The sequence below is a fragment of the Pollutimonas sp. M17 genome (assembly GCF_025836975.1).
Lineage (GTDB): Bacteria > Pseudomonadota > Gammaproteobacteria > Burkholderiales > Burkholderiaceae_B.
Map to the genome: position 1 here is coordinate 2,728,265 of NZ_CP107548.1, position 15,342 is coordinate 2,743,606.

Consider the following 15,342-nt stretch of genomic DNA (forward strand, 5'->3'; position numbering starts at 1 on the left):
GTTCGGTTTTATTTTGCGGTGATTTTAGCCTTGGCTATCAGCTCGCCGAATTTGGCGACCTCGGACTCGATGCGCTTGCCCATTTCCTCCGGGCTGTTGCCCACGGGTTCCGCACCCATGGCCAGTAGACGCTTCTTGACTTCGGGATCGGCAAGGATCCGGACCGTCTCGGCATGAATCTTGTCGATGATGGGTTTGGGCGTACCGGCCGGCACCATCAGGCCGAACCACGTCGCGATGTCGAAGCCCGCAAGCCCCGACTCGTCCATGGTGGGCACGTTGGGCAAGGCGCTGGACCGCGTGCCCGTCGCCACCGCGATGGGCTTGAGCTTGCCGGACTGGATGTGGGGCAGGCAGGACGCGACCGTATCGAACATGAAGTCGATGCGCCCTCCCATCAGATCGACCAGCGCGGGGCTGCTGCCCTTGTAGGGCACATGCATCAGGTCGGTGCCGGCCATGGTGTTGAACTGTTCGCCGATCAGATGATGGGCCGTGCCCGCCCCCGTGCTGCCATAGGTGAGAGCGCCGGGATGCGCCTTGGAATATGCAATGACCTCGGCCGTGGTATTGGCGGGGAAATCGCTGCGCGTGATCATGACATTGGGAACAATGGCGACGATGGACACAGGAGCAAGGTCGCGCTGGACATCGTAGGACAGATTCTTGTAGAAGCTCTGTGCAATCGAGTGGTGGACGGCGCCCATGAGCACGGTATAGCCGTCGGCGGGGGCATCGGCGACATAGGCGGCGCCCAAGGTTAGGCCGGCGCCCGGCTTGTTCTCGATAACGACCGTCTGGCCCCAGGCCGCGCCCAGCCTGTCGCCCATCAGGCGGGCCAATTGATCGGTGCTGCCGCCCGGCGCCGACGGCACGACCAGCTTGATGGGCTTGGTCGGGTAGCTTTGGGCCGCCACGCAGAAACTGGCAGAACCCATCACCAGCGACAACAAGGCGCCGCGTATCACTCGTTTCATCTTCGTCTCCTGTGTTTTATCTGGCCGGCCGGCATGCACTCATGAAGGGCGGCGTTTATAGATTGGCAATCACTGCCTTCGTAATGTCGGCGGTATTGCTGCCTCCGCCGAACTCGAACGGAACGACCGCTCCGCTGGAAAAAGAGCGGGCAACCGCCTGCTCGATAGCCTGGGCGCCATCGCCCAAGGCTGTGTCCTTGGTCCGGTCGGCCAGCCAGTCAAGCATCATGGCGACCGACAGAATCATGGCCGTCGGATTGGCTATGCCCCTGCCGGCGATGTCCGGCGCACTGCCATGCGCGGGCTGGAACAGGCCATAGTCATCTCCGATGTCGCCCGACGGCGCCATGCCCATGCCGCCGACCATGGCCGCGACCAAGTCCGACAGGATGTCGCCGAACATGTTCTCCGTGACCAATACGTCGTACTGCCAGGGCTTGAGCACCAGGTTCAGCGCCATGGCGTCAACGTAGGCGCTGGACGATTCGATGCCCGGGAAGCCGGCGGCCCTTTCTTCGAAGATCTGGCGCCAGAAGGCCATCGAGTGGAATACGTTTGCCTTGTCGACATTGGTGACATGGCCCGGACGCCCCTGGGATTTTCGGCGCTCGGCCAGCCTGAAGGCAAAGTCGCAGATCCGGGTGGTCCCCTTGCGGGAAATCCTCATGGGATCCACCACCGCATCGTCGCCGTCCTGCTGGCTGCGTCCGCGCGAATAGAACAGGCCTTCGGTGTTTTCACGCACCAGGACCAGGTCGATAGAGGCGGCCCTTGGGTCGGACAGGGGTATGGGCAGGCCCGCGAAAGTGCGGATCGGACGGACGCCGGCATAGAGATCCAGCGCAAACCGGATATCCAGCTGGGGAATGATCTCGGTGCCGTCGGCGCCGCGCACATGCGGCAAGCCCATGGCGCCGAAAAGTATCGCATCGGCGGCGCGGCAGGCAGCCAGCGTTTTTTCCGGCAAGGCGTCGCCCGACTCCTGATAATGCTGGGCCCCGGCCGCATGGGCCCGGGCATCGAATTTACGGTCGATCTTCGAGCCCAGCGCCTGAAGCACGGCCAGGCCCGCATCCATGACCTCGCGGCCGATTCCATCGCCGGGCAATACAGCTATTGAATATTCTTTCGTCATGATCACATCTGTTGAAGGTTGAAGCGTTCGAAAATTGAGAGCAACTCGGCCGAGGCCCGCTGCCGATGCGCCTTGTTGATGGCGACAGCGCCCTGGGCATCCCCGGCAAGCAGGCGCTCCACCAGGGCCAGGTGCTCTTGCGTCGAATTGACAGGCTTGGCGCGCAGCTTGAGCGTGAACATACGCGCCCGATGAGCGCGATCCCAATAATTAAGGACGGTGTCGTGCAGTTGCCGGTTACCGCAAAGCACCAGCAATTGCTTGTGAAAGCGCTCGTCCGCTGCAGCCCATGCCTCCAGCCCGGCCCCTCCGTCTTCCAGGGCAAGAGCCATATCCCGGGTCGCATCCGCAAGAGGCCGCAATTCCTGTTCACCCGGCCGGCGCAGCGCCACCATTTCGACCGCGGCGCACTCCAGGGCCGTCAGGACTTCGTATATTTCACGCATGTCCTCCGCTGAAACCGGCAGGACACGCATGCCGCGCCGCGGAATCACCTTGACCAGCCCTTCGTTCTGCAAACATATGAGCGCCTCATGGATGGGCGTGCGGCTCATGCCCAACGCAAGGGCAAGCTCCTGTTCCAATGCCTGATAGCCCGGCGGCCATACGTTGTCCAGAATGCGCCGGCGAAGTTCGCGCAGCGCGACATCGGCCATGGATTCGGAAAGACGGGCGAGAGCATTCATGGATTTCTGCGCCATGCTTTATGCATGCATCAATGTATAAATTAATGCATACATTAATCCGAAGTATGGCCCGCAGGTATCGGGACAAACCCTGTGTCCGCTGCACGCTTATGAAAAAAGCCGGCGGCCCGTGGGCAGCCGGCTTTAAGACCGAACGAAATGACGCAAGCCGTTACGCGGCGGCGGGCAGAATGAAGTTGCCATCGTTGAGTTCGCCGGTATAACCGACCAGCTGGATCAGGCCATCACCGGATTCCAGGCCCATGTTCCCGTTTTGCACGAAGACAAAAGTGTCGCCCTCATGCTGGAAAGCAGCCCAATTGTCAACGTCGACATTGGCGGCGGCAGCCTCTACTTTGGCCAGCAACGTGGCTGAATCGTCCACGGCAATATCCACACGCATGCCTTGCAATACATCGCCGGTAAGCGCGCGCGGATCGGCGCCATCGCTGTGCTGACCAAAGACAAGCTCATCGCCGCTGCCGAACTCGACCACGCGCATTGCGCCGGCCAGCAGTCCTTCTTCGGTGCCGACATCCTTCAGGTTTGAAACCTGTTCGGTGAACTGAATCCAGTTATCGCCCTTCCCCGCCTCGATGGTCATGCCCAGGTTGCCATCCAGGTACAGAGTATTATCACCGGCACCCAGATCCAGCGTACGGTTGGCGCTGCTGCCCGATACCTCACCCTCGTCCGACAGCACCACGTCGATGCCGAGCGAATCGTCGCCGCCGCCCAACAATACCTTCCAGCCGGGCAATGACGCATCCTCCTTCTCGGTGATCACCACATTGCCGTCCACCGTGGGCGTCAGTGATCCAACGTCATAAGAGGCCGAGCCTTCCCCTTCGATCTCGATGGGCCCCAGCGTCATCGTGCCGCCCCCATCGATGATCACCTCCTGCAGCAACTGGCCTATCGGCGAATCCGTACCCAGATCGATCACGCCTTCCGTGGTAACCAGTTGAACCGCCAGGTTCTGCATCACCTGCGCAGCCACGGAAAGGTCGACCGTGCTGTTGGTAAAGGCCTCGGTCAATGAGGTTCCGGGCGCCAGCGCCTCGGAGTCGGATATGTCCATGGTGAACTTCAATACTTCACCATCCAGGCGGGCGCCCGTCACGTCAATGCCGCGCTCATCCAGGAACTGGATCAATGGGGCAGCGGCTTCGCGGATGTCGTCCAGCGTGAGGTTGCCCGTATCGCCAAGGCCGTCTCGCAGACGCAGCAAATCCGAAGGAGTCAGGCTGAAGGTCTGATCGCCACTGGGGCTGGTCAGCAATATTTCGCCCGTCAAGGCCAGCGTCATGGTGTCGCCGGTACGGAAGGCCTGGGCTTTACTGTCGGCGCTCCATTGCATGGGTATGCGGCCGAGTTCCGTCACCAATGTGATCGTGCCCGAGGCATCGTCCAGCTCAGCGCGAAATACGTTCGGGTTGCCTTCGGCCCCGCCATGAGGCGGGGGGCAGCCGTGGTTGTGCTCATGCCCATGCCCGTGTCCGTGCCCGTGATCATGGTCGCCGAATTTATCCTTGAGTCGTGAAAGTATGTCGAAAGAACTGTGTAGCCAATGCTTTACGCCCGATGTGAAATCAGGAGCAACATCCCGATTGAAGAATGTGGTCAAGAACGAAGCCATATGAACCTCCCGAGGGGCTGGTGATATGTACAACCGCATGAAGTAAGCAGCCAAGCGGCGGCGCTGCGCTGCAGTCCGATGCTAACAACACGGTTTCCATTCCCTATGACATTCCATGTCGACATACGAATATTCTGGTGTAAATGTAAATCACCGATCGCCATTGAAATGCCCGGTTTGCCGCCTGAAGGCATTCCGGCCATAGGAAGATAGGACAAACGGACCTCGCATCGGCCAGCGGCCCCAGGAAAAACACCGTTTCAAATAGGACAAAGGGATTACGGCCGTATGTCCAGGTTCACCGGCTTGCTCAAATACAGTTCATTGATCGAGTCGAAATCACCGGCCTCGAGTTCGCCCGCGACGCGCTCCAATTGCAGGCGAGCCAACAGATACTCGAGCCGCGCCTGCTCCAGTTTCGACCGGGCCTCGAACAGCACGTCCTGTTCGTCGAGCACATCAAGATTGCTGCCCACGCCGTAAGAAAACGCCTTTTGGGCCGCGTCGACACTCAGCTCGCTCGACGCCACGGCTGATTGAAGCGCACGGATGCGCTCGACGCCGTCGGCCACATTCGTATACTGGCGCATGGCATCGGCCGCCGCCTTCTCGCGGGCCGCGTCGAGTTCGTGCCGGCGCTGCCGATAGACCGCGCGCGCACGGGCCACGTTCGCCGTGGTGTAGCCACCGGTAAAAATCGGAATCGCAACGTGGATGCCCACCATGAAGGTATTGCTGCGCTGGCTCAACACAGAAAGATTTTCGCTATCCGCGTTGCTATAGCTGGCAACCAGACTCACCGTCGGCCAATACTCGCTCTTTGCCTGATCCAGCTCCGCCTGCGCAACGTTCACTGTCTCGCGAGCCGCCCTTGCGGATGGGTTGTTCACGCTGGCTCGCCGGAGCCATTCGTCCAGGCTGGCCGGCTGCGGTAGCTGCAGCGGAAATTCGTCCCCCGGTCCGGCAACGGAATCAGGAACGAAACCAAGCATGGATTGCAATTCCCGAACGGCCACGACCAGATCATCGTGCGCGGCGATTTCGTCGGCCTTGGCAAGGGCCAATCTCGCGGCGGTCTCACGCACGGCAGTCGCGGTGCCCGCATTATGCGCGTACCGGGACTTGAGGCCTTCATGGCGATCCGTCAATGCGGCGATCCGCGCGCGCTGCAAAGCACGCCTATCCTGGGCAAGCAAGACATTGAAGTACGCCGTCGCCAGCCGCGAGCCCGTTTCCTGTTGGTGAACCATAAAGGTGGCTGCGCCCTCGTCAGCCACCGCGACGCCACGCCGGTACCCCGCGTAGCGTCCATAATCCAACAGCGCCTGCTGCAATTGTATATAAGCGTTTGACGAGTCATAACTTACGTCGGAAGTAATATCCCGGCCGGAAAAGCCGGGCTGTGTAATAGCACCCGTGACACGGCCGCGTATATAGCCAGCCTGTATTTGCGGCAGCAGGCCGGCCCTGCCCTGCCGGCGAGCCGTTTGGGCCGCAAGCCTCTCGCTTACGGCCGCCCTGTAGCGATAGTCATGGTCCAGCGCCATTCGCCAGGCTCGCGACAAATCGACTGCATCCGGCCCAGCGCCGCCCGCTTCGTGCGTTGCGTCCGCCCCCGTGCGGGATGCCTTGGACGCCCCGGGCAATAATGACGAACCCCGCAAGGTAAACATATCGGGCACGCCTTGCGCATGCGAAAGCACAGCGGTTGCCGCCGTCAGCAGCAAACCGCGTAGCATCGCCATGCATGGCATTCGCACGCGTGTCCAGATAGGAAATACAGGCATCCTGTACCTTGATGTTGACGCAGACCCTGGGCGCGGGTATGGGTGAATCAAGCAGGAAGTTATTACAGTCGCGCAGAAAAGCAGGTGCGCAAACGTTACGTTCGTTATATGGTTTTACCGGCTTGCAAGCCGGCACGCCGGCCTTTGCGCCTGCCCGGCCTTCTAACGATGGAGCTGAACGGCGGGCCGCATAACCGCCGGCGCGCGGGAGAAACGTAGGAAACGGACGCAAAAGCAACATCGCGCCACACGTTGTCATAAACAGCCAAAATCCAACGGATATAGTGACACGCTTCGGCCGTTCCAGCGTGTCTTTTCCGCAGGATACTCATGACATCCTCCCGCCGTACCGAACTGGGTCTAGCGCTATATCGGTTCCGCAAGATTTTCTACAGCCTGGCCGCGTTCAGCTGCGTCATCAACATACTTGGCCTTGCACCGGCGCTTTATATGCTGCAAGTGTATGACCGGGTGCTGACCAGCACGAACGAAACCACGCTGCTCATGCTGACGATACTGGTCGTGGGCCTGTTCCTGTTGTCCGCATTGCTGGAACTCGCCCGTTCGCAGGTGCTGATACGCGTCGGCAACCGTTTCGACATGATTCTGAATCAGCGCATCTTCACCGCCTCGTTCGAGCGCAATCTGCGCCGCAGCGGGGGCAATCCCGCACAAGCGGTACAGGACCTGACCAATTTGCGCCAGTTCCTGGCCGGCAATGCCCTGATCGCATTTTTCGACGCCCCCTGGACACCCGTCTATATTGCCGTCACCTTCATGGTGCACCCGCTGCTCGGGCTCATTACCCTGGGCGGTTCGATCACATTGATCGTGCTGGCCTGCATCACCAACGCCATAACCCAAAAGCCGCTGGCCGAGGCCAACCAGGCATCGATTTCCGCCGCCGCCTTCGCCAACAACCACCTGCGCAACGCCGAGGTCATCGAGGCCATGGGCATGCTGCCTGGCTTGCGGGCACGCTGGTTCGGGCAGCACAGCCGCGTACTGGCCCTTCAGACCCAGGCCTCCGACCGCAATGCACGGATCAGCACCATCAGCCGCTTCGTGCGCATTACATTGCAATCGATCGTCCTGGGCGTAGGTGCCTTGCTGGTGATCGACGGCTCCATTACCGCGGGCATGATGATTGTGTGTTCGATCCTGATGGGCAAGGCGCTGGGACCCGTCGAACAGGCCATCGGCGCATGGCGGCAGATGCTCAATACCCGCCAGGCCTACGCCCGCCTGGACGAGATACTGAAGGAGGCGCCGCAGCGCGGCGATACGCTGAGCCTGCCCGCCCCGCAAGGCCATATCCGGCTTGAAAACGTCTTCGCGGGCGCGCCTGGCGGGCAAAGTGCGATCATCAAAGGATTGTCATTCGATATTCCCGCCGGCGACGCCGTCGGCGTCATCGGACCATCGGCCGCAGGCAAATCCACCCTGGCCCGCGTCCTGGTCGGCATCTGGCCCTCGCGGGCCGGAACCGTACGGCTGGATGGCGCGGATGTTTATCTATGGAACAAGGACGAACTGGGCCCGCATGTCGGCTACTTGCCGCAGGACATCGAGTTGTTCGAAGGTTCGATCGCCGAGAATATCGCCCGCTTCGGTGCCATGAACGATGAACAGGTCATCGAAGCCGCGCAGCGGGCCGGCGTGCACGACATGATCCTGCATCTGCCGCAAGGCTACGATACCCGCTTGGGCACGGATGGAGCCTCGCTGTCCGGCGGACAGAAACAACGGATCGCCCTGGCGCGGGCAATGTACGGCAACCCTGCCCTGCTGGTGCTGGACGAGCCCAATTCCAATCTGGACGAAAGCGGCGAAGCGGCTTTGGTGCAGGCCATCGCCGACATGAAGCGCCGAGGAAGCACCGTCGTGCTGATCACCCATCGCATGAATGTGCTTAACGCCATGGATAAACTATTGGTGATGCGCGACGGCGCTCTGGCCATGTATGGCCCGCGCGGCGACGTACTGGATGCCCTGCATCCGAAACAGATCAAGACCGCCACGCAAGCCGAACAAGGCCGCTCTCCCGGTGCCGATCCGGATGGTCAGTACCAGATCACGGCACCGCTGCATGCCATCCGAGCCAACCGGACCTGACATGACGGCCTATATCGAAAATCCCATTCCCGGCCAGGACAGCCTTCCAGGCGTCGACACCGACTTCACCAGCCCTTTGCGCTGGGGGCTTGCAGTGCTGCTCATCGGCTTCGGAGGCTTTGCCGGCTGGGCCGCTTTCGCACCGCTGGATGCGGGTATTACAGCCAACGCCGTCGTGCAAGTGGCCGGCAGCCGCAAGGCCGTGCAGCACCTGGAAGGCGGCACCGTTGAACAACTCATGGTGCGGGAAGGCGACTACGTCCGGGCCGGGCAGACCCTTGTCCGCCTGAACGCCACGCGCGCCCAGGCCGAACAGGGTGTTGTCAGTTCTCAGTACATTACCGCCGCCGCCATTGAAGCCCGGTTGATCGCCGAGCGGGACGGACTGAATCGCATCGAGCCCCTACCCGCCGTGCAGCAACGCTTCGGCAATGACCCGCGTTTCATCCGCGCCACGCGGGCGCAGCAGCGCCTGTTCGATACCCGCTCGCAAGCATTGCAAGGCGAGATCGGCATCCTGAACGAAAATCTGCAGGGCGCCGAACAACAACTGGCAAGCTTGAATCAAGTGCAGTCCAACCGGAAATCCCAGATCGGCTACTTGCAGCGGGAATTGCAGGGCGTGCGCAAACTGGCCGGCGAAGGCTATCTGCCGCGCAACCGCATGTATGAGCTGGAGCGCAACGCCGCCCAGTTGCGGGCCGCGCTCTCGAACGACGCCGTTGAATCCGGCCGGACGCGAAACCAGATCGCCGAGCTGAAACTGCGTATTCTGCAACGTGAACAGGAATACCAGAAGGAAGTCCAGTCGCAGCTGTCGGACGTTCATAAAGAAGCCTCCGCGCTCCACGACCGGTTAAGCGCGCTCGACTACACGGTAAGGCAAACCGACATCCAGGCCCCGGTGGACGGTTATGTGCAGAATCTGAGCATACATACCGTGGGCGGTGTTGTATCGCCGGGCGCCGTCCTGATGGAAATCGTGCCCGAAGACCGGAGCTACCTGATCCAGGCCCAGGTGCCGGTGCATGCGGTCGACCGCATGCGGCCCGGTCTTGACGTGGAAATCAGTTTTCCGGCCTTCAATCATGCCCAGACGCCGAACGTTCCGGGCAAAGTGCTGACCGTTTCCGCCGACCGCCTCAAAGACGACGACAGCAAAGCCCCCTACTACCTGGCTCAGGTCGAAGTTACGCCGGAGGGCGTCGACATGCTCAGCACAAATACCATTCGCCCCGGCATGCCCGCATCGGTGCTCATCCGGACGGGGGAGCGGACCATGCTGAGCTACTTGCTGAAGCCATTCCTCGACCGGCTGGACAAGTCATTCAAGGAGCAGTGATGCGAATAGCCGCAACGACGCGCATGCTGTTACTGCTCGCCATGCTGGCCTGCCTTCTGCCCCAAAGAAGTCAAGCGGCCGAGTCTTCCGTACGGCCGGCCAGGCAGCCATCGAACGAAACAACTCAGCAGCCTGTGCTGGACCTCACACTCGTCCAGGCCTGGCAAGCCGCCTTGAAACACGATCCCGGGTACCAAGCCGCCATCAGCGAACGCGAGGCCGGCCAGGCCAACCGCGGCATCGGCCGCGCAGGTCTGTTGCCGCAGGTCAGCGCATCGCTGGGCCGCAGCAAGCTGCGCGGCACTCTGGAAATCCCGAGCCCTCTCGGTGGAGTGCGCGACGAAGACCTGAACTACACAATCAAGACCAGCGAGATCCGCGCCACCCAGACCGTATTCGACTGGAGCCGCTATGCCGAATACCGGCAAGGCCATGCGCGCGCCGATCATAGCCTGGCCGTCTTCGATACCAAAGCGACAGACACCGCGACGCGGCTGTTCAACCGTTACTTCCAGGCCTTGCTGGCTCACGAGAACATCGTGCTGGCCCAGAACAAGCTGGATGCCAACGAGAAACTGCAAATGGTCGCCCGGCACCGCTTCGACAACGGCGAAGGCACCATTACGGATATTCGCCAAGCCGCTTCGCGACGCGATCTATCGCGCGCCGACCTGATTGCGGCCAGGGACGCCATGGTGATCGCACAACGCGAACTGCAGGAGATGGTGGGGCCCTCCCCCTTGCGCCTGGCCGCCCTGAAGCCTGATTTTCAGGCGCAGCCGCTCTCGCCTCCTTCCCTTGCGCAATGGCAGTCGGCCGCCCTGGCGGGCAGCGGCGAAATCCGCAGCAGCGAGCAAAACCTGCGCATCGCGGCCGACGAAGTCGATCGCAGTTTCGGTGGCCACTTGCCCACGTTGGAGCTCGTTGCCGCCCGCCGCTTGGCCAGCAACGAAACCATTGCCACCCGCTACCAGGACAGCAGCACCACGGAGATCGGCGTCCAGGTGTCCCTGCCCATTTATTCCGGCGGCCTGACCAGCGCCCTTGTCGATCAGGCAGGGCATAACCGGGATCGCGCCCTGCACGAACTGGCGGCGACACGCGAGCGCACCGCCGTGGAGGTGACCCGGCAATATCATGCCGTCGTCAGCGGGGCACAACGGATCAATGCGCTGATCGTGGCCGAACAATCGGGCGTGCAGGCACTGGAAGCCGTCGAGGCCGGCTTCGCGGCGGGAACGCACAGCATGGTCGACATCCTGGATACACAGGACCAACTGTATCGGTCGCGGCTGGACCTGGCGCAATCGCGGCTGGAGTATGTGCTGGCAAGATTGATGCTGTCGGCCGCCTCGGGAGGACTGGATGCGCAGTTGATTCAGCGGACGAGTGAGCAGTATTTCGGGAAAGGCCGGGTAGCCTTGCAGCCACCACCCCCGAAGTTCTGAGCCTTGCCGCGCCCCGCTGATCAGACCGTTGCGGCCATCATTTCCCGCAGTGCCTCCAAGGCCTCTTTGATGGCCTGCTGCTGGGCCGTCGATGCCGGAGGAATCGGCCTCAAGGTATGGCCGGTGGGCACCCCTTGCAGCGACAAGGTGAATTTGGCCAGGGCGACACGGTTGTCCGCATACATGGCGTTCCATAGCCGCAGCAGCCTTTCGTGCAAGGCCAGGGCATAGCCGTGGTCGCCGCGGCGCACCGCATCCCACAAGCTAACGCAGGCCCCCGGCGCGGTCGACGTCAGCATGGAGATCACGCCATGGGCGCCCAAGGCCATGCAGGGATACAGCAGGGAGTCCACGGCGGCATAGATGCGGTCTTGCGGGCCTGCGGCAATCAGCAGGTCGGCCAGCGCCTTCAGGTCGCCCGCGCTTTGCTTGACGCCGACCACGCCGGGAACCTCGCGCATGATGCGCAGGATGAGCGAAGGAGAAAGGTAATTCCAGGGAATCACGTTATAGATGAGGATGGGAATGTCGGTGGCATCCGAGATTTCCTGGAAATGCCGGATCATGCTGGCTTCGTCGGTCTTGTATATGTAGTGTGCAGGCGTCACCTGCAGCGCGCTGACATCAAGGCCTTCAAGGGCGCGTATTCTTCGTATCGTGCCGCGCGTGCTGTTGGCGATCACCCCGGCCACCACGGGCATCTTCCCCTGGGCTTCCTGGGCGCTTACCTCGACGATATGGCGCAGCTCGTCGGTTTCCAGGGCAAAGCCCTCGCCCGAGCTGCCGCCCGCCACCAGGCCGTGCACGCCTTGCGAAATCATGAACTTCACGACCGCGCGCAGGCTGTTCTCGTCGATTTCACCCGACGCATCAAAGGGAGTGATGAGCGGCGGGACGATGCCCTGAATTTGCTCCGGGGAAAACAGTTTTGTCATGATGGCCTCTTCAAAGTCTTTTTCGCTGAATGGTTGGGGTTATTGCGGCTCGACACCCGCCAAGCGCAGCAACTTGGCGAAGTGCTTGATTTCCTGCTCGATATACCGCCCGAAGCCCTGGCTGTCGGAAGGCGCGGGCTGCAGGCCCAATTGCTTCAGGCGCTCGACCACATCCGGAGAACCGACGGCCTGCACGGCGGCGGCATTCAGCCTGGCAATACGGTCGGCCGGCGTGCCCGCGGGCGCCACAATGCCATTCCAGGTCAGCACTTCGTAGCCGGGGTACGATTCGGCCAGTGCGGGAACATCGGGCAGCAAGTCGGAGCGGGTCGCCGAGGTCACGGCGAACGCCTTGAGCTTCTTCGACTGGACCAGAGGGACGGCTTCAAGAATGGGGCTGAAGGAAATCTGGATCTGCCCGCCCAACAGGTCGGTGTTGACCTGGCTTCCGCCGCGGTACGGCACGTTTATCATTTTGACGTCGGCCATCGATTCAAACAGAGCCGCTGCCAAATGAGGCGAAGAGCCATTGCCCGAGGTGCCATAGTTCACCTTGTTCGGGTGCTTCTTCAGATAATCGACGAAAGACTTCAGGTCGTCGGCGGGAACGGAGGGGTTCGCCACCAGAACACTGGGACTGGTCGTGGTACGGGCGACCGGAGCGAAATCCTTCAGCGAGTCATACGCCAGCGATTTATAGAGACTCATGTTGGCCGCCAAGGGGCCGCTGCTAAGAAACCCCAGCGTGTAGCCATCGGGCTTGGCCTGCGCGACGAATGCGGCGCCTATGGCGCCGGCCGCGCCGGTCTTGTTTTCCACGACTATGGCCTGCCCCAGGATGTCGCCCATTTTCTTGGCGATGAGCCGGCCGGAAATATCGTTGTTTCCACCCGCTGCGAACGGTATGACCAACGTTATGGGCTTTTCAGGATAGGCGGCCACCGTGGCGCCGGCGGCGCAAGCCGCCAGCACGCCCGCCAGGCAGGCGCGGAAAATGAATCGTTGTTTCATGTTTGTCTCCCGATGATCGGTTTTCTGTCGTTGAGGAATCATCCCGAATGACGCAAGGGAGCGCCATCGTTCATCTGCAAACCCATGGCACGAGTCACGACGCGCTGACGCGATGCATTGATGTGTTCACAGATGAGCGCCACGGCGCGTGGTTCGTCGCGCGCCTGAAGCGCGGCGATGAATGCGAGGTGCTCCCGCATCGCAGGCACCACCCGCATTGGCCGGGCCAGATCGCTGTCGATGCGGATAAGCTTGATATGCAGGCTATTGACACGGTACATGTCCGATATGATTTCGTTATTCAGGACATCGACCATGCGATGGTGAAAGTTCCAGTCCAGTGCCAGGGCCTCCTTGTCCAGCCTGGGATCGGGTTTGTCGTCGATGGCGCGGCCAAGCATCGCCCTGTGAGCCTCCGCTATCCGCTCGAGCTCGCTGTCGGAGGTGCTTCGAATGAAGGCGCAGGCAGCTTCCTTTTCGATCATCAGCCGGACATCAAAGGCATTGCGGATCAATTTAAGGTCGACCGGCATGATCTGCAGCCCCCGCTTGGGCACCGTGACGATGAGTCGTGCCGCCTCCAGCCTGGGGATCATTTCCCGTATGGCACCCAATGGCATGCCCAGCAGCAAGGTCAGTTCTTGCTGAGAAACGAACTGGCCCGGGCGCAGCCTGGCTGCAAGCACCTGCTCGCAAAACAGCTCGTACGCCTGATTCCTCAGGCTCGTAGCGCCGCCGGCGGGTTTTTCTAAAGAATGCGTGGCCATAAGACATCTCCTTGGCCGCATTCTAACTTTTATCTAACATGTTAGCAAGATGGCAGCAGTGAACCATGCACTTCTTATGCTGACGCTAGCGCCGCCGCTTCCACCATTTCAGCAAGCCATACGAAAGATGGGCCTTTTCCTGCCCGACCGGCAAGTCGGGCCGGATGCTCATCCAGGACGATTTCGCATACGCCAGGCGCTGATCAGGATAGACGCTTCGATGCCCTATGATCAGATACGCGGCAATCGCCGCGCCAGCCACGTATGCCGTGCCCACTGTTCCGCCAAACAGCTCCACGCCCATCAGGATGGCCGCCAGCGGCGTATTCGATGCGGACGCCACCACCGCCACCAGGCCCACCGCCGCGCCCAGTTCCGGACTGATTCCGAATAGATGCGCAAACGCGTTCCCGGTGACCGCCCCAATGACAAACTGCGGCGTGACGATCCCGCCGTAAAACCCGGACCCCAGGGTAATGGCCACCAGCAGGCTCTTCCACAAGAAGCCCATGTAAGGCATGGATTCCCCCGCCAGCGCCTGGTTCATGAGCGGCAGGCTCAGACCCAGATACTTTGTCGGAATCACGAATATCAAGGCCGCCAGCACGCAGCCACCCAACACCGGCATAAGCGGCGGCCACACGCCGAAACGTGTCCGCACATGCAGGAACAGGCGCGTGGCCCCGTGTGTCAGATCGACGAACACCCGCGCCGCCATGCCGCAGATCATGCCGATCAGCACGGTCTTGATGAACAGCAGCTCGGAAAATTCCGGCAACACCGGAATATGGAAGTATTCGTAGGGTATCCCCAAGATCTTGCTTACCTGGAAGGCCGTTACCCCGGCTACGATGGCGGGCAGCAGGAAGTCGTGCCGGATACGCCCTATGGCCAGCACCTCGACCCCATAAATGGCCCCGCCGATGGGTGTGCCGAATACGCCGGCGAAGCCGGCGCTTACGCCACAAGCCACCAGGCGCTTGCGCAGCTCGGCATTCAGCTTGAGGGAATGCCCGATGGCCGACGCCAGCGTCGCACCGATGTGCGAGCACGGCCCCTCCTTGCCCGCCGAGCCGCCGCAGGCCAACGTAACAATCGCCGCGACAGGCTTGATCAGCACAGTCTTGAACGGCATTTTGCCGCCCTGCTCGTAGACTGCCGCCAGCATGGAGTCCTTCAGCCCACCGGCGTTGGCCCGGTAGCCGTAGTACAGCATCAGGCCGTTGATCAAGCCGCCCAGGGGCAGCAACAGCAGTTGAAGCCAGAAAGGCACTGAGATCGATTCATCCGTCAGGAAGAACAAGACATGCAAAAAAAGGCTGGTGCCCATGCCCACGACCACGCCCGTAATCGTGGCCAGAACCAGCCATTGCACGACCGTTGCCAGCATGACCAATGGTTCTACATAATCGATGCGTCGCATGGATAATTATTCGGTGAAGGACGAAAAAACCCGCAAGCCTTTCGGCAAGCGGATTCTGTCTGGATGGTGGGCGGACT

Annotated in this window: 12 protein-coding genes; 3 read left to right on the plus strand and 9 right to left on the minus strand. The window is 61.3% G+C overall.

Annotated features, from left to right (window positions below; genetic code table 11):
- Nucleotides 1–8 precede the first annotated feature (8 nt).
- From OEG81_RS12855 to OEG81_RS12875, 5 genes are all read right to left on the minus strand, one after another.
- On the minus strand, nucleotides 9–977 hold the full coding sequence (locus tag OEG81_RS12855) for a tripartite tricarboxylate transporter substrate binding protein (RefSeq protein WP_264129649.1): 969 nt from the start codon (nucleotides 975–977) through the stop codon (nucleotides 9–11).
- A 55-nt stretch (nucleotides 978–1,032) separates the two neighbouring features.
- The gene (locus tag OEG81_RS12860; protein WP_264129650.1) at nucleotides 1,033–2,112 is read right to left on the minus strand and encodes an isocitrate/isopropylmalate dehydrogenase family protein; all 1,080 of its coding nucleotides are present in this window, start codon (nucleotides 2,110–2,112) and stop codon (nucleotides 1,033–1,035) included.
- Nucleotides 2,113–2,114: 2 nt separating this feature from the next.
- Nucleotides 2,115–2,798, minus strand: a complete 684-nt coding sequence (locus tag OEG81_RS12865; protein ID WP_264129651.1) for a GntR family transcriptional regulator — start codon at nucleotides 2,796–2,798, stop codon at nucleotides 2,115–2,117.
- A 172-nt stretch (nucleotides 2,799–2,970) separates the two neighbouring features.
- Nucleotides 2,971–4,437, minus strand: a complete 1,467-nt coding sequence (locus OEG81_RS12870; RefSeq protein WP_264129652.1) for a hypothetical protein — start codon at nucleotides 4,435–4,437, stop codon at nucleotides 2,971–2,973.
- A 278-nt stretch (nucleotides 4,438–4,715) separates the two neighbouring features.
- Entirely contained in the window at nucleotides 4,716–6,182 is a 1,467-nt protein-coding gene (locus OEG81_RS12875; protein WP_264129654.1) for a TolC family outer membrane protein, read from the minus strand.
- Nucleotides 6,183–6,554: 372 nt separating this feature from the next.
- Between OEG81_RS12875 and OEG81_RS12880 the strand changes: the two genes are divergently transcribed.
- From OEG81_RS12880 to OEG81_RS12890, 3 genes are read left to right on the plus strand one after another with little or no spacing between them, the layout of a single operon-like run.
- A complete protein-coding gene (locus tag OEG81_RS12880) occupies nucleotides 6,555–8,339 on the plus strand; it encodes a type I secretion system permease/ATPase (protein ID WP_264129655.1) in 1,785 nt (594 codons plus the stop codon).
- A gap of 1 nt (nucleotide 8,340) precedes the next feature.
- The gene (locus OEG81_RS12885; RefSeq protein WP_264129656.1) at nucleotides 8,341–9,681 is read left to right on the plus strand and encodes an HlyD family type I secretion periplasmic adaptor subunit; all 1,341 of its coding nucleotides are present in this window, start codon (nucleotides 8,341–8,343) and stop codon (nucleotides 9,679–9,681) included.
- A complete protein-coding gene (locus OEG81_RS12890) occupies nucleotides 9,681–11,129 on the plus strand; it encodes a TolC family outer membrane protein (protein WP_264129657.1) in 1,449 nt (482 codons plus the stop codon). Before OEG81_RS12885 ends, OEG81_RS12890 begins: the two co-directional genes overlap by 1 nt.
- 20 nt (nucleotides 11,130–11,149) lie before the next feature.
- Here OEG81_RS12890 and OEG81_RS12895 read toward each other — a convergent pair whose 3' ends face one another.
- The 4 genes from OEG81_RS12895 to OEG81_RS12910 form a co-directional block, all read right to left on the minus strand.
- Nucleotides 11,150–12,064 carry a dihydrodipicolinate synthase family protein gene (locus OEG81_RS12895; protein WP_264129658.1) on the minus strand — a complete coding sequence of 305 codons (915 nt, stop codon included), beginning with the start codon at nucleotides 12,062–12,064 and terminating at the stop codon, nucleotides 11,150–11,152.
- Nucleotides 12,065–12,103: 39 nt separating this feature from the next.
- Nucleotides 12,104–13,075 carry a Bug family tripartite tricarboxylate transporter substrate binding protein gene (locus tag OEG81_RS12900; RefSeq protein WP_264129659.1) on the minus strand — a complete coding sequence of 324 codons (972 nt, stop codon included), beginning with the start codon at nucleotides 13,073–13,075 and terminating at the stop codon, nucleotides 12,104–12,106.
- Nucleotides 13,076–13,113: 38 nt separating this feature from the next.
- On the minus strand, nucleotides 13,114–13,842 hold the full coding sequence (locus OEG81_RS12905; protein WP_264129660.1) for a GntR family transcriptional regulator: 729 nt from the start codon (nucleotides 13,840–13,842) through the stop codon (nucleotides 13,114–13,116).
- 85 nt (nucleotides 13,843–13,927) lie between these two features.
- Entirely contained in the window at nucleotides 13,928–15,265 is a 1,338-nt protein-coding gene (locus OEG81_RS12910; RefSeq protein WP_264129661.1) for a chloride channel protein, read from the minus strand.
- Between the last annotated feature and the right edge of the window lie 77 nt (nucleotides 15,266–15,342).

What these genes read in the sequence shown, in the direction of transcription:
- OEG81_RS12855 (WP_264129649.1), bottom strand. Translation starts at nt 977, where the DNA reads ATGAAACGAGTGATACGCGGCGCCTTGTTGTCGCTGGTGATGGGTTCT.
- OEG81_RS12860 (WP_264129650.1), bottom strand. Translation starts at nt 2,112, where the DNA reads ATGACGAAAGAATATTCAATAGCTGTATTGCCCGGCGATGGAATCGGC.
- OEG81_RS12865 (WP_264129651.1), bottom strand. Translation starts at nt 2,798, where the DNA reads ATGAATGCTCTCGCCCGTCTTTCCGAATCCATGGCCGATGTCGCGCTG.
- OEG81_RS12870 (WP_264129652.1), bottom strand. Translation starts at nt 4,437, where the DNA reads ATGGCTTCGTTCTTGACCACATTCTTCAATCGGGATGTTGCTCCTGAT.
- OEG81_RS12875 (WP_264129654.1), bottom strand. Translation starts at nt 6,182, where the DNA reads ATGGCGATGCTACGCGGTTTGCTGCTGACGGCGGCAACCGCTGTGCTT.
- OEG81_RS12880 (WP_264129655.1), top strand. Translation starts at nt 6,555, where the DNA reads ATGACATCCTCCCGCCGTACCGAACTGGGTCTAGCGCTATATCGGTTC.
- OEG81_RS12885 (WP_264129656.1), top strand. Translation starts at nt 8,341, where the DNA reads ATGACGGCCTATATCGAAAATCCCATTCCCGGCCAGGACAGCCTTCCA.
- OEG81_RS12890 (WP_264129657.1), top strand. Translation starts at nt 9,681, where the DNA reads ATGCGAATAGCCGCAACGACGCGCATGCTGTTACTGCTCGCCATGCTG.
- OEG81_RS12895 (WP_264129658.1), bottom strand. Translation starts at nt 12,064, where the DNA reads ATGACAAAACTGTTTTCCCCGGAGCAAATTCAGGGCATCGTCCCGCCG.
- OEG81_RS12900 (WP_264129659.1), bottom strand. Translation starts at nt 13,075, where the DNA reads ATGAAACAACGATTCATTTTCCGCGCCTGCCTGGCGGGCGTGCTGGCG.
- OEG81_RS12905 (WP_264129660.1), bottom strand. Translation starts at nt 13,842, where the DNA reads ATGGCCACGCATTCTTTAGAAAAACCCGCCGGCGGCGCTACGAGCCTG.
- OEG81_RS12910 (WP_264129661.1), bottom strand. Translation starts at nt 15,265, where the DNA reads ATGCGACGCATCGATTATGTAGAACCATTGGTCATGCTGGCAACGGTC.